This is a genomic window from Rhizobium sp. NZLR1b (genome assembly GCF_019685155.1).
Classification (GTDB): Bacteria; Pseudomonadota; Alphaproteobacteria; order Rhizobiales; family Rhizobiaceae; genus Rhizobium.
Genome location: NZ_JABDWC010000014.1, coordinates 1 through 19,879, shown reverse-complemented (window position 1 = coordinate 19,879; position 19,879 = coordinate 1). Strand labels below are relative to the sequence as shown.

Sequence of the window (19,879 nt, the reverse complement as noted above, 5' to 3'; positions counted from 1 at the left end):
AGGTGGCAAGGCCACGATGCGTAGCCTTGCCGAGCATGGTCAGGCGACCGCTTCGCGGCGGGAGCCGCCGCGGCCCCGCAGGCCCGTTGCCATGACCAGCGCGCCGAGGGCTGCAGCCGCCATCGGCACCAGAAGCGCCACACGTAGCGATTCCAGCCGGGCTTCGGGAGAGATTTCTTCGCCCAGAATATAGGCGCCGATGGCGCTGACGCCGGAAAGGCCGAGCGCGGCTCCGAACTGGATCGCGGTATTGACCAAGCCGCTGGCAAGCCCATGCTCGTCTTCGGCGATGCCGTCGGTCGCGACGATGGTCAACGGGCCATAGCCGAGCGCGAAGGCAAGGCCGAGCAGGAGCATCGACGGGAACATGGCAGCATAGGTCCAGTCGAAGCCCATGCGAGAGAATAGCGCATAACAGGCAAGCGCCAGCAGGAAACCGCCGAGAATGACGCAGACATTGCCGAAGCGGTCGACGAGCCGCGGCGTCAGGATCGGCGCAACCACCGCGTCGATGCCGATCGCCAGCAGCGCCAGGCTCGTCTGCATCGGCGTCCAGCCGAGCAGCTCCTGCAGATACAGGGAGGCGATGAACTGAAAGCCGAAAAAGGAGCCGGCAAACAGCAGGGCGCCGAGATTGGCGCGGATCAGGGCGCCCGAGCGCAGAATGCCGAGCCGCACCAAGGGGGCAGCCGAAGAGCGCTCGATCAGAATGAAGGCAAGCCAGAACAGCGCACTTGCCACAAAGACGGCGATCGTCCATTCCGCGCGCTCGCCAGGATGCTCGAGCCGGGTGACGCCGTAGGCGGCAAGCAGCATGGCGCCGGTCAGCGTCACTGCGCCAGATAGATCGAATTTTCCACGCGCGGTTCCCGCACCCCGGTCGACGATCAGCCGCGGGGCGACGGCAAGGAGGCTCGCCGCAAGCACCACCGGCGCGAAAAACACCCAGCGCCAGTCGATCGCGGCAAGCAGGCCGCCGGCGACAAGGCCGAGCGAGAAGCCGGCCGACGCCGTCGACGCATAGATCATTACCGCCCGGTTGCGCTGCGCTCCCTCGGGGAAATTGGCGGTGATGAGCGCCAGGCCGGCGGGCGTCATGAAGGCGGAAGCTGCACCGGTGACGAAGCGGGCAACGAGCAGCATCCAGCCCTCGCTCGCAAAACCACCGAGGCCGGAGAAGGCGAGGAAGACGGCGAGCGCCGTCAGGAAGACGCGCTTCCTGCCGAAGATATCGGCGGCGCGGCCGCCAAGCAGCATGAAGCCGGCATAACCGAGCACATAGGCGCTGACGACGGCGCTGAGCGTCGTTGTCGACAGGCCGAGATCGGCGCGGATCGCCGGCAGCGCGATATTGAGCATGGCGACATCGATGCCTTCGAGGAAGATCGCGCCACAGAGCACGATCAGTGCCCCGGCTGAGCGTGGGCTCATGCGTCCTTCTGATTTGGTCTGGGAAGATGGGGTGGACATGGATCCGTTCCTTCGGTTGACGAGCTGAAACAACGGGGATGAGGCGAGTTACTTTTCATGCCTCGGTTCCCTCTTGTAACCGAAGCCTAGTTAAGACATGATCCGGCACCATGGAAGAAGGCACTTCAAACTCACCGAGTGACATTTGCAGCACCGGCAAGAATTATGACGTCCTGCAATGGGATGCGCGCGAGGAATGCGAGGTCCGGCAGATCCTCGACCGGATCGCCGACAAATGGTCGCTGCTCGTCATTGCGCTGCTCGAAAAACGCACGCTTCGCTTCACGGAATTGAAGAGGAATATCGACGGCATCAGCCAGCGCATGCTGACGACGACGCTGCGGCACCTGGAGCGGGACGGTATCATCGAGCGCACCGTCTATCCGGTCGTGCCGCCGAAGGTCGATTACGCGTTGACGCCGCTCGGCTGCACGCTGCACGAAACGATCCGTTCGCTGGTGCTGTGGACCGAGCAGAACCAGGCCGGCATCATCGCCGCGCGGCAACGCTACGATGCGCGAGCCGACAGCGGCCTTTAGCCGGGCAACGAATGCTGGCGGGGGCTTTGGCCTGCATGCCGCGACAGATGAATTTGGGCGAAGCCTATCGAGCGCGCGCCGGGTTGCCGATCACGGTGGCGTTCGCCGGCACATCCCTGGTCACCACGGCGCCGGCGCCGACGATCGCACCATCGCCGATCGCGACGCCGCCGAGGATGATGGCGCCGCCGCCGATCCAGACGTCGCTGCCGAAAACGACCGGCCGAGCGATCTCGATGCCCCGGCTGCGAAGCGTCGGGTCCTTGTGATGTTCGGCGCAATAGATCCGCACGCCGGGGCCGAACATGGTGCGGTCGCCGATGGTCACCCGGCCGGAATCGAGGATGGTGCAGCCGGCATTGAAATAGACGCGCTCGCCGAGAGTGATGTTGATGCCGTAGGAGCAGTGAAACGGCGCTTCGATGAAGACATCGGGTGCCATGCCCGCAAAGAGCGCCCTCAGGGCTGGCGCCATGGCGCCGCGTTCGTCCGGCGGCAGCGTATTGTGGGCATGGACAGCCCGGCGCGCCTGCCGGCGCAAGAGATCGAGTTCGTCATCGAGGCAGCAATACCATTCGCCTGCCGCCATCTTCTCGCGTTCGCTTGCCGGCATGACCTCGCCTCTCACGCCGAGGCCTCTGACAGCATCTCGATCTCGTCTGCTTCGATCAGGCTGACCCAGGCGCGGGCGATGGCAAGGCCCGCGGCATCGGCGCCACGCCCATGTCTTGCCGCCAGTTCGGCATGGCTCTCCAGCCAGCCTGGCGCGATGCGCTCGATCGTATCGGGGAATTCGGCCTTCCATTGCGCGACGACCGCGGAATTGGCCTCGAAATGGAACTGGGTGCCATAGACGGCGCGGCCGATGCGGAAAGCCTGGTTCTCGGCGACAGGGCTTGTCGCCAGACGCACCGCGCCGGCGGGCAGGGAAAACGTATCGACATGCCATTCGAAGATGGTGAATTCGCCGCCAAGCGCCGACAGCAGCGGGTCGGCCTGGCCCTCCTCGGTGACGCCGATCCCGTGCCAGCCGAATTCGCGGGCGCTTCCTAGCAAATTGTCGCCGCCATAGGCGCGGGCGAGGATCTGGCTACCGAGGCAGATGCCGAGCACGGCCTTGCCGGCATCGCCGAAGCGGCGCGAAAGCCGGACGAGCTCCGGCAGATAGGGGTGCGTCTCGTCATCCAGCGCGCTCTGCTCGCCACCAAGAACGACAAGCGCGTCATGGCCGGATATATCCGGCGGCAGGACGCCGTCCTGCCACACCCGGAACCACTCGATCTCCGCTTCCGCCTCATGGAGTGCAGCGGCAAGCGCGCCGAGGCCGGTGTTCTTCATATTTTCGATGACTGCGACTCGCATGGGTTTTTCCCGGTATTGCCGATAGAGGAAGAGACCATGCCGGCGGGTGGCGCGCAAGACGCTGGCGATTGCGCGCGCCAACAACAGGGCTTACATCAGCGCAGAGAAAAGGAGTCTGCCATGACCGAAAAAGCCCGTGTCTCGATCCTCTACTGCACTCAGTGCAACTGGCTGCTGCGCGCCGCCTGGATGGCGCAGGAGCTGCTGCACACTTTTTCCGACAGTCTCGGGGAAGTAGCGCTGATCCCCGGCACCGGCGGCAATTTCGAGATCCGCGTCAACGGCGATCTGATCTGGGAGCGCAAGCGCGACGGCGGCTTTCCCGGGCCGAAGGAACTGAAGCAGCGGGTGCGCGATATCATCGAGCCCGGCCGCGATCTCGGTCATGTCGACCGCGCCTTGCTCGAAAGCTAATGGCGGCAACTCAGCGATAGGGCGAGCGGCAGGTCTTGTAGATGCCTTCATAGGTGAGGAAGCGATCCGTTCTTGGATCGTAGGAGCGGTATTCATTGCTGCACCAGGCGACATGGCTGTTCTTGTCAGCCACCTTCGGCTGCAGCCGGCGCACCGGCGGCGGCTCATAGGTCAGCTGCGGCCGGCCAGCCGCACCCGGCTGGTAATAGGTCGGACCCGTCGCGCCGCGCGGGCGGTAATTCGGCTGGACATAGGCGGGTCGATGCCATTGCTGCGGCCCGAAACCGAAGCACCCGCGAAAATCGCAGAGCGTCGATCCGGTGTTGAGCGGCCCGATCCCCGGCTTGCCCAGCTTCAGCGAATCAGCGCCCGCCATGGCAGGCGCGAGAACGGCGAGAAGACCGGCGAACACTAGCATGCGGACAACGGGCATGAGGGATTCCTTTCGATATTTCCTTTATATAGGGCGTACCAAGCGAAGCGCTATGCCTGCCCTCCGGCCGCTCCCTCTCATATGACCGACTGTTTTTCGCCAACTGTCAGAAAAACTTCAAAAACCCGGTTGACAGTCAGGAGCCGCCCCCTTACATCGCTCTCCGTCGCCCAGATGGCGGAATTGGTAGACGCGCCAGCTTCAGGTGCTGGTACCCGAAAGGGTGTGGAGGTTCGAGTCCTCTTCTGGGCACCATTCCATTCTTGATCGCTACCGGATCAAGGAGTTAAGCCTATCCAAAATTTACGCATTTGTGCCTGTGGAAACAGGCCAGCAGCAATGCGTTCAAGGCTTGCCTGCTCAATTCCACGGACTTTCAAAATCCATATTAACGCGTATTCCGGTCGCCGATACCCAGCCGCCATTGACTTGTTCATTGCCGATGGAACATAAAGCGAACAAAATGGAGCCTTGTGATGATCCGATACGCCACATCCGTAGCCAGCGCCCCTGAGCCTTCAAAGGCGCGCGAGGCGCCAGCCGCCAAGCCGGCCATTGAAATGCCTCCGCCCAACCAGGTCGTTGATGTATCCTCGGCCGGTGCGGCGCTTGCTGCCTATCCGCTGCTGGTCGGCTCCGAGTCAGACGAGTTCGGCTCCGACACTTTGCCAAAGATCACAAAGCCACCACGCCGTGCGGCAAAAAATCGGAAGGCTAAAGTAGCCGAAGCAGCCAGCACTCCACTCCAGCTTGATCTAGAGGCCTAACCGTCTCTTCGGGACAAGAATAGCGGCGATTCCGCGAACTCCTCCCATATTCTATATAGCACTTCGGAATCCCGAAATTGGTTGCCGACTTGAAATCATTGGATGTTTCGCCACGGCAACACCTCGCAAAACCCGGCGGATTTCGGAATCCCGAAGCGGGGGAATTTCGGGATTCCGAAGTGAGGTTTTTTTCGTGACGACGTGTGCATCTGTCGACAGTAAGCGGCCGGCGGACCGGTATCCTGCGGGAGCCATCAGCAGAGCTTTCCCTTATCGGGCGGTTCGCAGCATGTGCATCTTATGCGTCAGCGCCGCTTTGGCCGGCGCGTGATGGCGTGGTTGATGGCCTTCACGCGGCCATTTCGACCGTCGTCTTCCTGCTGTCTGGAATAACGGTCAGAACCCCCATGCCGGCTTCTCTGGCGGCGCTCAGAAGCAATTCTCTGAGTCGGTCCATCCCCGCTTGCCCCATGACGGCATCGGCGCAAGCCTTCACCGCCGCCACGTACTCCTCTCCATCCTCAAACGGCCAGTCCACCATCAGAACTTCGGCTGCGTCGTGGAGCGTCCTGACGATCTTGCGCTTGTGCCGGTCGCCGAGAAAGAGAACGAGAGGCGCAAAATCCGCCGATGTGTTCCATTGCATGGCACTTTCTCCCCAAGAGTTAGAATATTAGTAACAATGCAAAAAGCGTGCCGGGGAAGGCGGGAGGCGCTATCGTTGCCCGATAGAGCCGTTTTCTATCGACGGCCTCGGCAATGGATGCGTGACGAGTGCGGCCAAGCGGGGCTGTTTCATTGCTCAACGCATGGCCTGCCGAAAGCGCGGCCGCCTCGTCCGACACCCCCGCAAGCCTCGCACAAGAACGAAATCGGATACCGGGACCAGGATGGGCATACGGCCGTGCCGCCTGTGAGCGCCCCGCATGCCGGATTGCCTCGCCGGGCAGGCCGGAAACCATAATTGTTTCTAAACACTCTGGAGTTCGCTCGGGATGAAAGTCGTAATTCTCGCCGGTGGTCTGGGTTCGCGCCTCGCCGAAGAGACCAGCGTCCGGCCTAAGCCCCTGGTCGAGATCGGCGGCATGCCGATCCTCTGGCACATCATGAACATCTATGCCCATCACGGGCTCGATGATTTCATCATCTGCGCCGGCTACAAGGGCTATATGATCAAGGAATATTTCGTAAACCTTGTTCTGCACCACAGCGACATCACCGTCGACCTCGGCGCCAACAGTATCAACTATCACGGCGGTAAACGACCGAACTGGCGCGTGACCGTGGTCGATACCGGCATGCATTCGATGACCGGCGGCCGTCTCGGGCGCATTCGCGACCATCTGACACCAGGCGAACCCTTCTGCATGACTTATGGCGACGGTGTCGGCGACATCGACATCGCCGCCGAAGTCGCCTTCCATCGCGATCACGGCCTGAAGGCGACGATGTGCGCGGTAACCCCGCCCGGACGCTACGGCGCCACGAATATCGAAGGCCAGTTCATCACCTCCTTCGTCGAGAAACCTCGAGGCGACGGCCAGCGTATCAATGGCGGCTTCTTCGTGCTCGACCCTTCGGTGGTCGATCTCATCCCAAGCGACGACACGATTTGGGAAGCCGGACCGCTGGAATGGCTTGCCGCCAACAACCAACTTGCCGCCTTCAAGCATGACGGCTTCTGGCAGCCGATGGATACGCTTCGCGAGCGCACCCATCTGGAAGAACTCTGGAATTCCGGGAAGGCGCCGTGGAAGCAATGGGCCTGACCGATTTCTGGAAAGGGCGGCGGGTTTTCCTCACCGGCCATACCGGCTTCAAGGGTTCCTGGCTTTCCCTGTGGCTGGAACGGCTCGGCGCTGAGGTGAGCGCGGTTTCCCTGGCGCCTGAGACCGAACCGTCACTCTATCGGAAACTCGCTCCCTGGGACGATCGCGGCCATCACATCGTCGATATCCGCGACGCCGAGGCGCTTCTTTCTCTCTCCAGGCGTTTCGAGCCGGAGATCGTCATCCATATGGCGGCGCAGGCGCTGGTGCGGCGTTCCTATGAGAACCCGGCCGAGACCTTCTCGACCAATGTCATGGGAACGGCAAATGTTCTCGACGCAGTTAGGCAGACGCCCTCCGTCAAAACAGTGCTGGTCATCACCTCGGACAAGGTCTACGCCAATAATGGCAGCGGCATCCCCTTCGTCGAGACCGATACGCTCGGAGGCAAGGATCCTTACAGCAATTCCAAAGCCTGTACCGAACTCATCTGCCAGAGCTACCGCGACAGTTTTTTCAATGGCCGAGATCTCAGGCTCGCCACGGTGCGCGCCGGTAATGTCATCGGCGGCGGCGACTGGTCCAGGGATCGGCTGATCCCGGATTTCATCCGCGCCTTCGAAAGCAACCAGCCGATCATGCTGCGTTATCCCGCGGCGATCCGCCCCTGGCAGCACGTACTGGAGCCGCTTGGCGGTTATCTCGGCTTCGCGAAAGCGCTGACCGAGGAACGCGTCAAGGATCTGCCGAATGCGTTGAATTTCGGCCCGCATCCCGAAAGCTTCGCCACTGTTTCCGAACTTGCCGAGGCGCTCGGGCGTGCGCATCGCGTCGAAGACGTGTGGCGGCTGGCGCCGGGGGAACATCTGCCCGAAGCGCCGGCGCTGACCCTGAGCTCGGCGCTCGCGCTCGACACCATCGGCTGGCGCCCGCGGCTGAGCCTGCAACAGACCATCGACTGGACTGCCGCCTGGTACAAAGCCAACCGCGAGGGCGAAGACATGCGCGCCTTCTCGCTCGGCCAGATCGCGGCATATGAGGAAGCAGTATCATGACAGCGCACAATTGCCGGTTTTGCGATGCTCCGTTGAAGCATCGTTTCGTCGACCTCGGCTCGACGCCGCTCGCCAATGCCTATCTGACGGAAGAGCAACTCGAGCAGCCGGAGCCATCCTATCCGCTGCGCGCCTTCGTCTGTTCCGAATGCTGGCTGGTGCAGGCCGATGCTTTCGTCCCGCCGGAAGACATCTTCAGCCACTATGCCTACTTCTCCTCCTACAGCGACGGCTGGGTGGAGCATGCCCGCCAGTTTACCATCATGGCCCGCGAACGTTTCGGCCTTACCGCGGCGTCGCAGGTCATCGAAGTGGCGAGCAATGACGGCTATCTTCTCAAACATTTCGTCGAGGCCGGCGTGCCGGTGCTCGGCATCGAGCCGGCTGAGAACGTCGCGGAGGTGGCGCGGCAGATCGGCGTTCCTACGGAAGCGCGCTTCTTCGGCAAGGAAACCGCTGCCGACCTCGTCTCCCGCGGCCTTGCCGCCGACATCGTCATCGGCAACAACGTGCTGGCCCACGTGCCTGATATCAACGACTTCGTCAGCGGGCTCTCTGCCGTTCTGAAGCCGGATGGCGTTGTCAGCGTTGAATTCCCGCATCTGCTGCGGCTGATGCAAAACATCCAGTTCGACACGGTCTACCACGAGCATTTCTACTATCTTTCGCTGCTCGCCGTCGAAAAAGTCTTCGCAGCGCACGGCCTCAAGGTATTCGACGTAGAAGAGCTGCTGACCCATGGCGGCAGCCTCCGCGTGCTTGCCTGCCGTGCAACATCCACGGCTCACGCAATCGGTCACGGCCTTGCCAAAGTCCGCGCCGATGAGGCGGCTGCCGGCTTCGACAAGGTCGAGATCTACGAGGCCTTCCAGAGCCGCGTGGCGCCGATCAAGGATGGTCTGCTCGCCTTCCTCGAGCAAGCCAAACGCAGCGGCAAGACGGTCGCCGCCTATGGCGCTGCCGCCAAGGGCAACACGCTGCTGAATTTCTGCGGTGTCGGTACCGACCTGATCGACTACGTGGTCGATCGTAATCCGCACAAGCAGGGACACTTCCTGCCGGGAAGCAAGTTGCCGATCTACGCGCCTGAGAAGATGGACGAGACGCAGCCGGACTACATTCTCATCCTGCCCTGGAACATCAAGAACGAAGTCGTTGCGGCCAACAGCAGGGTCGGAGCCTGGGGTGGACGCTTTGCCGTCGCCGTGCCGGAACTGACGGTGCTCGGATGAAATTCCTTCCGACGGCGGTTTCGGGCGCCTTTGTCGTGGAAGTCGACGCGCGCTCCGACGACCGGGGAATGTTCGCACGAACCTTCGACGCACAGACCTTCGCGGCGCGGGGTCTGGTGCCCGTCTACCCGCAGTGCAACGTCTCCCAGAACCACATGCGCGGGACGCTGCGCGGCATGCATTACCAGGCCGAGCCGCGGCCGGAGGCGAAGCTGGTGCGCGCCACGCGCGGCAGGGTCTTCGACGTGGCACTTGATCTCAGGCCGGATTCGCCGAGCTATCTCAAGTGGGCCTCCGTCGAGCTCGATGCCATCAGTCACAATGCCTTCTACATACCTGTCGGATGCGCGCACGGCTTCCTGACCCTCGAGGACGACTGCGAGCTCTTCTACCAGATGTCGCAAACCTACGTACCGGAACTTGCCCGCGGGGTCCGCTGGGATGATCCCGCCTTTTCCATCGCCTGGCCGTTCATGCCGAGCATCATCAGCGAGCGCGACGCCGCGCTTGAGAGCTACGGCCAGGAGACAAGCCTTTGAGCGGCATCAAACTCAGCATCTGCATCCCGACGTACAATCGCGAGGCCTACCTCAGAAACGCGCTGATCTATTGCCGGAACGACTATAAATTCGATTTTCCCTTCGAGATCGTCATCTGTGACAATGCCTCCACTGATCACACCCAGCAAGTTGTCGAGGAGTTCATCGGGCACGGATTGCCGATCCGCTATTACAAGCGTGAGGTCAACGCGGGCGCTAACGCCAACGTCACGAGCGCTCTTCGCCTCGGCAGGGGCGAATACGTCGTCTATCTCGCCGACGACGACATCCTGATTGCCGATGCGGTGGCCAACACCGTCAAATATCTCGATGAGAACCAGGATGTGACCTGCGCCCATGCGCCCTGGTTCCTCTATGACGAAGTCGCCAAAAACGACATCACCAAGTTCTACAATGTCGAGGAGGATCGGAAGTTTCCGCGCGGCAGCTTCGGCGACGTCTTTCAGTATATCTTCGAACGCCACATCTTTCCGGAAATCGCGATCTACCGCGCGTCGGCCCTGCGGTCGGCCTGGATCCCGCGGGACATCTGCTTCTACCCGTTCCCGTTCCTTGCGCATTTCCTCGATCAAGGCGCGGTCGCCTTCCTGCAGCGGCCGTTCTATCGCTCCATCGCCAATTCGGCGATCGTTCGTGACCGTCCACAGGAAGGCGCCAATGACGTCATGACGAGCTGGGATCGTTATCGCGGCGGACTTGAATATTTCCTCTATACGGGCGCCAGGCGCGGGGCGGTGATCCTGACGCCCGAGTCACGTCTCAAGTATGAAGAGATGTGCAAGATCTTCACGCTCAACCGCATGGCGGTCGCCTTCCGCTTCTGGGCCGCGCGCAAGAATTTCATCAAGGCCTATGAGCTCTATACCCGCATCATGTGGGGCGGGATGCTCGACCACCCGGAAATTCGCCCCTTCCGCGAAGGGCTGCCTCTGATGGTCGCCATCCAGACGCTGGTGAGCGAAGTGAATTCGGCAATCGGCATCGACACGTTGCTTCTCGGCGGCTTCTCGGAAATCACCGCACTCGAAGGCCTGATGCGCGAACTCGGCCTCAACGAAAAGGTGAAGGTTACGGTGGAAATCAGCGACAGCCCACTGGAAAGCACTGCCGTCTTCATCAACGTCGACAGCGACCGGGAATATTTCGTAGCACTCGGCTACCTGCCCAATCTGGTGTTCCACGAGCACGATGTCGCCCGGCACATCATCATGTGAGCCTCGCGCCAGTTTCAAAAGCTAGCGTCGTGGCGGGCGCCCGCGTCTCGATTTCAATTCAACAGAAATTAGCGGCATGACAAACAGGATCTTCTACACCAAGCCTTCCATCACCCAGCTTGAAATCGATTATGCCACGGACGCGGCAGCGACCGGCTGGGGCGCACGCTGCTACGACTACATCAACCGCTTCGAACGCGACTTCAAGACCCATCTCGGTAGCGACTTCGCCATCGCTACATCGAGCTGCACCGGCGCCATGCACATGGGCCTGGCCGCGCTCGGTGTCGGCGAAGGCGACGAAGTGATCCTCGCTGACACCAACTGGGTCGCCACCGTCTCGCCGATCGTCCACCTCGGCGCCAAGCCGGTTTTCGTCGACGTGCTGCCGGACTCCTGGTGCATCGATCCAGACGAGGTCGAGCGGCACATCACCTCGAAGACCAAGGCGATCATCGCAACCCACATCTACGGCAATCTTTGCGACATGGATGCGCTGCTCGAGATCGGCAAGCGCACCGGCATCCCAGTGATCGAGGATGCGGCGGAAGCGATCGGCTCCGTTTGGAATGGCCGCCGCGCCGGCTCGATGGGCGCCTTCGGCACCTTCTCCTTCCACGGCACGAAAACGTTGACGACGGGCGAAGGCGGCATGTTCGTCACCAACGACGCCGCGCTTTACGAACGGGTGCTGACGCTCAGCAACCACGGCCGCGCGCGCGGCCAGACCAAGCAGTTCTGGCCCGACGAAATCGGCTTCAAATACAAAATGTCCAACATCCAGGCGGCCATCGGCTGCGCACAGCTCGAGCGCATCGAAGAACTCGTCGCCCGCAAGCGGGAAATCCTCGCCGCTTACATGGTCCGGCTTTCCGCCCTGCCGGGCATCTCGATGAACCCGGAATATAGCGGCACGATTAACGGCGCGTGGATGCCGACCGCGGTCTTTCATCGGTCGACGGGTATTGTCCGCGAGATGATGCAGCAGGCCTTCGAGACCGCCAATATCGACGCGCGCGTCTTCTTCCATCCCCTCTCCAGCCTCTCCATGTTCGATGACCGGCCCGAGAACGTCAACGCCTGGAGCATTCCGGGCCGCGCGATCAACCTGCCCAGCTATCACGACATGAGCGAAACCGATATCGACCGGGTGGCGGCAACGCTGCTCGATGTGGCGGCCGGGCGGATCTACCATAACAGCACGGCATTGCGGCAGTCGGTCTAAGGCAGCCCTACAGCGAAGGACAAAGAACAGTCATGACCACGAAGGACGATCGTCTCGAATTCGAAGCCCACAGGCGGGAGATGTCGCTTGCGCTCGGCAAGGACGAGGCAAGTTTCCAACAGTCGCTGAACACGCTGATCGGGCTCGACAAGTTCGACTACTTCTATCTCTGGTCATGGATGGGCGTGCCGATCATCCAGCTTCCGGTCGATATCCTGGCGACACAGGAAGTCATCTGGGCGACCAAACCCGATGTCATCATCGAAACGGGCATCGCGCGCGGCGGCTCGCTGATCTTCATGGCGTCGATCCTCGCCGCCACGGGCAATGACAAGGCCAAAGTTGTCGGGGTCGACATCGACATCCGCGCCCATAATCGCGAGTCGATCGAATCCCATCCGATGTCGAGCCGGATCAAGATGATCCAGGGCGGTTCCGTCGACGACGACGTGCTTGCCGCCGTGAAGGCCGAGATCCCGCCGGGCGCCCGCGTCATGGTTGTGCTCGACAGCGACCATTCCTACGAGCATGTTCTGGCGGAATGCCGAGCCTACGGTCCGCTGGTGACGGAAGGCTGCTACCTCGTCGTCGCCGACACGCTCATCGGCCACTTGACCGAGGAGCAGGCCTTCACGAAGCGCTCCCAGATTTGGCTGCGCGGCAATGAGCCGCTGAAGGCAGTCACCGATTATCTGGCGGAAACCGACCGCTTCGAAGTCGATCCGGTCCTGAACGGCAAGCTCGTGCTGTCTTCGTCGCCGGGCGGCTACTGCATCTGCCGCAAGGCGTGAGCGGACAATCAGGGATAGCCGTTCATGGCGCAGGTGGATATCGTCAACCTCAAGGACAATGCGGATCCGGCACGACGGCTCCGACTTCCGATCAGGGACGATAGCGGCAAGCATGTGGGCGACCTGCAATGCATCGACAGATCGATGCTCGACGAGCCTGGCCTGATCGACGACCTGACGACGTGGCGCAACCAGTCGATGCCGTTTTTCCTCACCCAGTTTAGCGCCAGCAAGGAACGTACGCGGCGGTGGCTCGAAAGCATCTCGCTGCCCGCCCATGACCGAATCCTATTCGTCATTTGCGATCCCGGCGGAAACCGGTTGGGCAATTTCGGCGTCTGCAACATCCGGCCCGGCTCGGCCGAATTCGACAATGTCATCCGCGGCCGGGCGAGCGATATCCGCAATTTGATGTTCCATTGCGGCATGACAATGCTGGAGTGGACGTTCGCCGGGCTTGGGGCCGAAACGGCCGAGTTGCACGTCTTCTCCCACAATGAAAAAGCGATCGGCCTCTACAAACGGCTGGGCTTTTCGGCAGCCGAAAGCCTGCCGCTGCGGCGCATCGAGGAAGAGGACATGGTCAAATATTCGGTCGTTGATCGACCAGAAGCAAATGCCGGCTTCGACTATCTGAGGATGGAATTTCCGATCGAACGTTTCCGACAGGCGCATTCAGCGGCTTTGCTGACCGGCTGAAGCGCCTAGAGCCTTTCCTGGTCAGATTGAAGCACTCTGCCGGAGCAGGCTTTCGTCAGGGCAGAGGCGATTGGCGATGGGCATACCCCAGGTACATCCGAGCCGATCGCCTCTGATCCTGGCGGAAAGATGTCCGGCGCCCACCGGCCGCACCGCTTCGCTATGGCAAAGCGATAAGTGCGTCCGGCGATTTCCAAGTCTTGCAGATTTGCCAGGCAAATCTGCGGCAGGGTTGGCTGAAACGGGCCGCCTGCTCGACCGGCCGGCTTGGCCGTAGAGCTCGGCTACGACGCGCGCCGGCCGGTCGAGCATCCGACTCCGTTTGAGCCAACAGAATGCTTCAATCTGATCAGGAAAGGCTCTATCGCACCGGCTGATAGTGGCCGCGTAGCGGAACCTTGTCGTCCATCGAGATGAAGCCGTCGCGTTCGCAGACATACATCAGCGTCGGCATGCCGCCCGAGCGGAAGATTTCGTCGTAACGGCGGCGGATCTGGACGGTTTCGGTGCGGCAATTATAGGATTCTTCCTCCTTCTTGTCCGGCTGCGCCTTGACGCCGGGCAGACCCTTGTAGGGATAGAGGGGCTGAACGTTGGAATCGACCGATTTCGTCCAGTCGACGGCAGAGGCGGACGTGGGCGCCAGGCCGGACACGGCAACGAGCGACATCAGAAGCATCATCATGAGCCGCATGGCAATTCTCCTGCCGGCAATAGGGCACTCACAGGATGTAGGAAAACCGGAGACCGTCATCAAGCGGCGGTCGCGGGCGATTTCCTGAAATAACTTCTGATAACGGGATGGCCGAAGAGGCCGGCAAGGATCGCAAAGGCCGCGCCGGCGACGAAACCGGCGAGAAGACCGCCGATGACGCCGGCGACCAGCAGGATCTTCTTTCCTGGGCCATCGGCCTTGACCGGCGGCTCGGCCGGCGAGATGACGCGAATGTTACTCTGGTTGAGGTTCTGCTCCTCGTTCGTCTGGCTGGAGCGCTTCAGCACCGTCTCATAGATATCGCGCGCCGCCGTCGCCTTGCGCTGCAATTCATTCAATTCCACCTGCTTGTCCGAGGTGCTCGCCTGCAGCGCCTTCTGCACGGCAAGTTCCTTGGCGATGCTGTCCTCGGCGGCCTTGGCCTGCTCGTACTCACCCTTGGCGGACGTGGCGAGACGCTGCAATTCACCCTTGATTTCACCGGCAATGCTTTGCAGGGAGGAGCGGGCCGCCTGCAGGCGCGGATGGCGCGTGCCCATCTGGCTTTCGAGGCTGCCGACGGCGGCGGCCTGGGTGGCATATTGCTGGCGCAGGCTGACCAGCGGCGAGGTGACGCCACCCTCCGCCTGGTTGCCGGCGACGATGTCTTCGACGCGGAGATTGGCGACGGCATCGGCGCGGGCCTTCGCCTGAATGGTCTTTTCCTGTGCCGTCACCAGCAGCGTGTTCAGCGAGACGAGCCGCTGATCGGAGATCAGATTGCCTTCGGTGGCGACCATGTCGTTGTCGGCGCGGAAGGTTTCGACAGCCTGCTCGGCCTCCAGTACCTTCTGGCGCAGATCGTCGAGACGTCCGTCGAGCGTCGAGGAGGTGTTTTCGTAGATGCCGTTCGAGGCGCTGTTCTCCTCCTCAGTGAAGGAGGTGACGACCTGGTTGGCGAGCCTTGCGGATTTTTCGGGATCATTGGTCGTCGCGGCAAGCGAAACAACATAGGTGCTGGCCTGACGGGTGATGACCAATGCCTTCTGCAGGGCGCCGATCACGGCGGCGCCATCGGTGCGGCCACCGGTGAATTCCGGATCCTGGTCAAGCTTCATGGTCTCGACGACGCGGCGAAGCACATTGCCCGAAGTCAGGATCTGCACTTGGCTGTCGATCAACGTCGAGATCATTTCCGGCGAAGGCCCCGACGATTGCCCGCCTGCATCGGCAAGGCCGATCTGGCGCGGATCGAAATAGAGGCTGCTGACGGCGGTGAATTTCTGCCCGATGGACGGCGCCACCGCCCCGCCGGCAACGGCGCCGAGCAGCGCCAGACCAAGGACGACCAGCCGTCGGCTCCAGATCGCCGCAACACTGGAGCGGAGATCGAGAAGCGGTGCGGCAGGCACAGGCACGGCGTTCGACGGCGCGTCCACGGCTGACTGTTTCAAAGGTGCGGTCGGGGGCGAAGGCGCCGGGCGCTCGGACCGGCGGGGTGCCGCGACACTTGCCTGTGGCGGCACAGGAGCGGCGGGTTCGAGCACCGGCGGCACGAAATCGTCCGGACGGACGACGGGGCTGCGCATGCGCACGCCTTCCGGCGCAGTCTGAGTTGACTCATAACTGCGCCAGCCAGGGAGCCGGCTTACCCTGTTCCTGTCATACTGGTTCATACGCACACTCGTGTCCCGCCCAGCGTGAAAGACTGAAGCCGAGGTGCTGAGACTTTAGAAATTCTTAGCTAACGGACCGTTAAAATAATCTCAGCGACGCCGATGTTGCGATTTGCCGCGATTGCGAGGATAGCCATGAGGACGAGACGACATCTGACGGCGCTGCTGCTTGCGGCCGCTCTCGTCCCGTCGCCGGCCCTTGCCGCCGACGCGCCCTGTTTTCGCGGCGTCAATCTTTCCGGCGGCGAATATGGCGAGCGCGGCGGCACCTTCGGCACCAACTATACCTATCCCGGCGAAGACACGATCGGCTATTTCGCCGAAAAAGGCATGACGATCATCCGCCTGCCCTTCCGCTGGGAGCGGCTGCAGCCGGCGCTCGGCGGGCGGCTCGACGAGGACGAGTTCAAGCGGATCAAGGATACCGTCGGGCTGATCCGCAAGCACGGCATGGCCGTGCTGCTCGACCCGCATAATTTCGGCTATTACGACAAGGCGCAGATCGGCACGGCGCCGGCGACGGATGCTGCCTTCGGTGATTTCTGGGCAAGGCTCGCGGTCGAATTCGCCAATCAGGACGGCGTGCTCTTCGGCCTGATGAACGAACCGCACGACATCAAGGCGACGGACTGGCTCGATGCCGCCAATGCGGCGATCCGCAGCATCCGCGCCGTCGGCGCCCGCAACCTCATCCTGGTGCCGGGCACCGCCTGGAGCGGCGCGGCAAGCTGGGAAACGGACGTGATCGGCGGCGCCAATGGCACGGTCATGCTCGGCGTGCGCGATCCGCTCGACTTCTACGCCTATGAGGTCCACCAGTATCTCGACGCCGATTCCTCCGGAACCCACCCGACCTGCGAAGGCTCAGGCGCCGCCGTCGAGGCGATCGCCGGCGTCACCGCCTGGCTGAAGAAGAACCATAAGCGCGGCTTTCTCGGCGAATTCGGCGCCTCCACCGACAAGGACTGCATGAGCGGGCTAACCGAGATCTATTCCACCATGTCTGATAATGGCGACGCCTGGCTTGGCTGGTCCTATTGGGCGGCGGGCGAATGGTGGCCGGCCGACGAACCGTTCAACGTCCAGCCGCGAAAGGGCACCGAGCGGCCGCAGATGCGGCTTCTCGTCGCCTCGGCAAAAGCCAAAGCCGGCGCCTGCGTCACCGTCAAGCCGGCGGGGAATTGACATGGCGATCCTCGACCAGAAGGCAGCGAGTTTCACCATAGCCGGCAACCGGCTCAATGCCGCCGGTCAAGCGTCGCGCATCGACTACCCGGTGCTCTGGCTCGGCCTGCTGTCGGTGCTCTACAACGGCATTCTCGCCTTCATCAACCACAACATCATGCCGCTCTCGTTAACGCATGTCGCCGCCAGCGAGGGGCTGATCATGGCGAGCGCCATCCTCTACATTCTGCACAAGGGGATCTACGAGACGGACCTCCCGGCCTTCCTGTTCCTGCTGTTCACGCTTGTCGTGACGATCTACGTCAGCGTGCTGAACCGCATGCTGTTCGTCGATCATTTCCGCAACGTGCTGATCATCTTCTGCTTTACCGGCCTCGGCGGCTGGAGCAACGAGAAAACCATGAAGCTCGCCTTTCGCTGGGCGAGCCTTGCCGTGATGATCTTCCTGATCTTCGAGATCGTCAGCGTGCCGTTCTACGTCAGCATCGTCCATCCGTCCGATTATTTCGCCAATACGCGCGGGCTGCTGCCATTGAGCTACAACACGACAGGCCTGTTCCAGAACGCGCTCGGCTTTCCCGAGCGTTTCTCCTTCGGCATTATCGACCACCGCTCGTCGTCGATCTTCCTCGAACAGGTGTCGCTCGCCAATTTCTGCGGCGTGATCGCGATCTATCTGATTTCCATGTGGGAAAGGCTCGGTCGCTGGGACCGGTTGCTCATGATCGGCACGGCGGTACTGATCCTGGTGACGAACGATACGCGCACGATGCTGATCTTCTGCCTTGCCTGCATCGGCGGCTATTTCGTCTTTCCGAAGATCCCGAAGAATTTCAATCTGACGCTGATGCCGCTGATCGTCGCCGCTGGTTTCCTCGTCTACACCCTGAAACCCAATGCGACCGGCGACAATTTCACCGGCCGCATCAACCTGACGATGAAGAAGGTCATGGATCTCGATCCTCTCGCCATCCTCGGGCTTTCGGTCGACCGGGTCGCCGAATTTGCCGACAGCGGCTATGTTTATCTGATCTACGCGGCGACGATCTTCGGCGTCATCGCCTTCTGGCTGTTTGTCTGCCTTTTTCCGGCGGGACGCACGGCGGCGCAGCGGCGTTGCGCCCATTCACTTTCTCTTTTCATTTTTCTGAATATGATGATCGGGGGGACCGCTGTTTTCTCGATGAAGATCGCCGGTCTCCTGTGGTTCGTCGTCGGATATATGCGCTTCCACGACAGCCCGCGCCTCCGGCAGGATCGTGCGGCAGATGTAATGAGTTGACCGTAGCGGCACGGCGCCCGCGCGAGCCCGAGGAGCAAGACGCTCGATGCTTGTCCAGCTTCAATATCTGCGCGCCATCGCTGCGCTGATGGTCGTCTATTTCCACGCGATCTTGCAGCTTGCCAAGGTCAACCCCGCCGTCGACGCCACCGCCTTCGTCTATGGCGAGACCGGCGTCGACATCTTCTTCGTGCTCAGCGGTTTGGTAATGTGGCTAACGACGAGCGGGCGGGCGATGAGCCCCATCGATTTTGCCCGCCGGCGGATCAAACGCATCGTGCCGCTCTATTGGCTGGCAACGCTGTTTTCGGCCGTCGTGGCGCTGGCGGCCCCGTCATTGCTGAAATCGACAGTGTTCGACCTGTCGCATCTCATCGCCTCGCTGTTCTTTCTGCCATGGGCCAATGCCGCCGATCCGAGCACGATCGCCCCCGTCGTCGTGCCGGGCTGGACGCTGAATTACGAGATGTTCTTCTACCTCGTGTTTGCGCTGCTGCTGGCACTCCCGGAAGTCCGCCGGATTCCAGCGATGTTGGCCGTCTTTGCCATGATCCTGATCGTCTGCCGGCTGCTGCCTGAGATGACGGCCAGCCGGTTCTACGGCGAGCCGATCATCCTGGAGTTTCTCGCCGGCGTCGTGCTCGGCTGGCTCTACCGGCAAAAGGTGCTTCTGCCGAACCGCTGGGCATGGGCGGCACTGGCCCTGGGGTTCGCATTTCTCTTCATCAACGAGGCGCTGATGGGGCCGGAAAGCCGGTTCTACGCCTGGGGCATTCCGGCGATCTTCATCGTCTACGGCGCGGTCTCCATCGACTTTTCCAGGCTGCCTTTTATCGGCTGGCTGAACTATCTCGGCGACTGCTCCTACAGCATCTATATCACCCACGCCTTCACGTTGGCTTTCCTCAGGGTCGCCGCCGACCGCCTGCCGATCGGCATCCTGAAGCAGCCGGTCCTCTTCGTGATCCTGTCGCTGGTGCTCTCGTCGATCGGCGGCGCACTCATCCACGAAATCACCACGCCCCGCCGCAAGGTCGCGGTGGCAGGCCGCCCGCCGGCCTAAGATTCAGCGCTCGAAGGCGAGAATACGCATCCCGGCGGCGCTGGCGGCACAGTTTTTCGCGCAACTTCTCCTAAGCTATGCCCAACGTGAGAGAACTTGCAGAAACATGACGGTTCATCTTGCAATTTGTCGCATGAATGAAAGTGCGCCGGCCTGTTCGCCGCCGGGGCTTTGATCTAAGCACGGCGGCGGTCTTGAAGAGGGAAGAGCGAGAGACATGAGAAGCTATGTATTGACGGTATCCTGCAAGTCGACGCGCGGCATCGTGGCGGCGATTTCGAGTTATCTGGCCGACAAGGGCTGCAACATCATCGACAGCTCGCAGTTCGACGATCTCGATACCGGCAAGTTCTTCATGCGCGTCTCGTTCATCTCGGAAGAGGGTCTTTCGGGCACCGAGATCGGCGCCGATTTTCCACCGGTCGCCGCCCCCTTTTCGATGGATTACG

Annotated in this window: 22 protein-coding genes and 1 tRNA gene; 16 read left to right on the top strand and 7 right to left on the bottom strand. The window is 61.7% G+C overall.

Annotation, left to right across the window (positions count from 1 at the left end; all coding sequences use genetic code 11):
* Positions 1–39: 39 nt before the first annotated feature.
* Positions 40–1,431, bottom strand: coding sequence for an MFS transporter (locus HJB84_RS19620; protein WP_246762706.1), 1,392 nt, complete (start codon positions 1,429–1,431; stop codon positions 40–42).
* A gap of 149 nt (positions 1,432–1,580) precedes the next feature.
* Between HJB84_RS19620 and HJB84_RS19615 the strand changes: the two genes are divergently transcribed.
* Entirely contained in the window at positions 1,581–2,009 is a 429-nt protein-coding gene (locus HJB84_RS19615; protein WP_207582523.1) for a helix-turn-helix domain-containing protein, read from the top strand.
* Between the two features lie 64 nt (positions 2,010–2,073).
* Here the strand turns inward: HJB84_RS19615 and HJB84_RS19610 are convergent, their stop codons facing one another.
* Positions 2,074–2,622 (bottom strand): sugar O-acetyltransferase, encoded by a 549-nt coding sequence (locus tag HJB84_RS19610; protein WP_207582522.1) that lies wholly within the window; start codon positions 2,620–2,622, stop codon positions 2,074–2,076.
* A gap of 11 nt (positions 2,623–2,633) precedes the next feature.
* A complete protein-coding gene (locus HJB84_RS19605) occupies positions 2,634–3,371 on the bottom strand; it encodes a type 1 glutamine amidotransferase (RefSeq protein ID WP_207582521.1) in 738 nt (245 codons plus the stop codon).
* A 120-nt stretch (positions 3,372–3,491) separates the two neighbouring features.
* Between HJB84_RS19605 and HJB84_RS19600 the strand changes: the two genes are divergently transcribed.
* Entirely contained in the window at positions 3,492–3,785 is a 294-nt protein-coding gene (locus HJB84_RS19600) for a SelT/SelW/SelH family protein (protein ID WP_207582520.1), read from the top strand.
* Between the two features lie 10 nt (positions 3,786–3,795).
* Here the strand turns inward: HJB84_RS19600 and HJB84_RS19595 are convergent, their stop codons facing one another.
* Complete coding sequence (locus HJB84_RS19595; protein ID WP_207582519.1) at positions 3,796–4,218, bottom strand: BA14K family protein; 423 nt, start codon at positions 4,216–4,218, stop codon at positions 3,796–3,798.
* Positions 4,219–4,386: 168 nt separating this feature from the next.
* Here HJB84_RS19595 and HJB84_RS19590 point away from each other — a divergent pair.
* Together HJB84_RS19590 and HJB84_RS19585 are read left to right on the top strand one after the other, a co-directional pair.
* A tRNA-Leu gene (locus HJB84_RS19590) sits at positions 4,387–4,473 on the top strand.
* 221 nt (positions 4,474–4,694) lie between these two features.
* Positions 4,695–4,985 (top strand): poly(hydroxyalkanoate) granule-associated protein, encoded by a 291-nt coding sequence (locus HJB84_RS19585; RefSeq protein WP_221116650.1) that lies wholly within the window; start codon positions 4,695–4,697, stop codon positions 4,983–4,985.
* Positions 4,986–5,334: 349 nt separating this feature from the next.
* On the opposite strand, the gene HJB84_RS19580 is transcribed toward HJB84_RS19585, so the two are convergent.
* Positions 5,335–5,631 (bottom strand): DUF982 domain-containing protein, encoded by a 297-nt coding sequence (locus tag HJB84_RS19580; RefSeq protein ID WP_221116649.1) that lies wholly within the window; start codon positions 5,629–5,631, stop codon positions 5,335–5,337.
* Positions 5,632–5,980: 349 nt separating this feature from the next.
* On the opposite strand from HJB84_RS19580, the gene rfbF reads away from it, so the two are divergent.
* From rfbF to HJB84_RS19540, 8 genes are all read left to right on the top strand, one after another.
* Complete coding sequence (rfbF, locus tag HJB84_RS19575) at positions 5,981–6,754, top strand: glucose-1-phosphate cytidylyltransferase (protein WP_207582516.1); 774 nt, start codon at positions 5,981–5,983, stop codon at positions 6,752–6,754.
* Positions 6,745–7,809 carry a CDP-glucose 4,6-dehydratase gene (rfbG, locus tag HJB84_RS19570; RefSeq protein WP_207584235.1) on the top strand — a complete coding sequence of 355 codons (1,065 nt, stop codon included), beginning with the start codon at positions 6,745–6,747 and terminating at the stop codon, positions 7,807–7,809. Before rfbF ends, rfbG begins: the two co-directional genes overlap by 10 nt.
* Complete coding sequence (locus HJB84_RS19565; protein WP_221116648.1) at positions 7,806–9,041, top strand: class I SAM-dependent methyltransferase; 1,236 nt, start codon at positions 7,806–7,808, stop codon at positions 9,039–9,041. The genes rfbG and HJB84_RS19565 overlap by 4 nt, the downstream gene beginning before the upstream one ends.
* Complete coding sequence (gene rfbC / locus HJB84_RS19560; protein ID WP_207582514.1) at positions 9,038–9,580, top strand: dTDP-4-dehydrorhamnose 3,5-epimerase; 543 nt, start codon at positions 9,038–9,040, stop codon at positions 9,578–9,580. The genes HJB84_RS19565 and rfbC overlap by 4 nt, the downstream gene beginning before the upstream one ends.
* Positions 9,577–10,815 (top strand): glycosyltransferase family A protein, encoded by a 1,239-nt coding sequence (locus HJB84_RS19555; protein ID WP_221116647.1) that lies wholly within the window; start codon positions 9,577–9,579, stop codon positions 10,813–10,815. Before rfbC ends, HJB84_RS19555 begins: the two co-directional genes overlap by 4 nt.
* A 76-nt stretch (positions 10,816–10,891) precedes the next feature.
* Positions 10,892–12,040: a DegT/DnrJ/EryC1/StrS family aminotransferase gene (locus tag HJB84_RS19550; protein WP_221116646.1), complete on the top strand. Its 1,149-nt coding sequence runs from the start codon at positions 10,892–10,894 to the stop codon at positions 12,038–12,040.
* 32 nt (positions 12,041–12,072) lie between these two features.
* Positions 12,073–12,831, top strand: a complete 759-nt coding sequence (locus tag HJB84_RS19545) for a cephalosporin hydroxylase family protein (RefSeq protein ID WP_207582511.1) — start codon at positions 12,073–12,075, stop codon at positions 12,829–12,831.
* 24 nt (positions 12,832–12,855) lie between these two features.
* Positions 12,856–13,530, top strand: a complete 675-nt coding sequence (locus tag HJB84_RS19540) for a GNAT family N-acetyltransferase (RefSeq protein ID WP_221116645.1) — start codon at positions 12,856–12,858, stop codon at positions 13,528–13,530.
* Positions 13,531–13,891: 361 nt separating this feature from the next.
* Here the strand turns inward: HJB84_RS19540 and HJB84_RS19535 are convergent, their stop codons facing one another.
* Together HJB84_RS19535 and HJB84_RS19530 are read right to left on the bottom strand one after the other, a co-directional pair.
* Positions 13,892–14,224: a hypothetical protein gene (locus HJB84_RS19535; protein ID WP_221116644.1), complete on the bottom strand. Its 333-nt coding sequence runs from the start codon at positions 14,222–14,224 to the stop codon at positions 13,892–13,894.
* A gap of 59 nt (positions 14,225–14,283) precedes the next feature.
* Positions 14,284–15,900, bottom strand: coding sequence for a GumC family protein (locus HJB84_RS19530; RefSeq protein WP_221116643.1), 1,617 nt, complete (start codon positions 15,898–15,900; stop codon positions 14,284–14,286).
* A gap of 135 nt (positions 15,901–16,035) precedes the next feature.
* Here HJB84_RS19530 and HJB84_RS19525 point away from each other — a divergent pair, with 135 nt between their 5' ends.
* From HJB84_RS19525 to HJB84_RS19510, 4 genes are all read left to right on the top strand, one after another.
* A complete protein-coding gene (locus HJB84_RS19525; protein ID WP_221116642.1) occupies positions 16,036–17,085 on the top strand; it encodes a glycoside hydrolase family 5 protein in 1,050 nt (349 codons plus the stop codon).
* 1 nt (position 17,086) lies between these two features.
* Positions 17,087–18,367 carry a hypothetical protein gene (locus HJB84_RS19520; protein ID WP_221116641.1) on the top strand — a complete coding sequence of 427 codons (1,281 nt, stop codon included), beginning with the start codon at positions 17,087–17,089 and terminating at the stop codon, positions 18,365–18,367.
* A gap of 46 nt (positions 18,368–18,413) precedes the next feature.
* The gene (locus HJB84_RS19515; protein WP_221116640.1) at positions 18,414–19,430 is read left to right on the top strand and encodes an acyltransferase; all 1,017 of its coding nucleotides are present in this window, start codon (positions 18,414–18,416) and stop codon (positions 19,428–19,430) included.
* Positions 19,431–19,647: 217 nt separating this feature from the next.
* The coding region (locus HJB84_RS19510) for an ACT domain-containing protein (RefSeq protein WP_259671129.1) at positions 19,648–19,879 on the top strand (232 nt) is incomplete at its 3' end.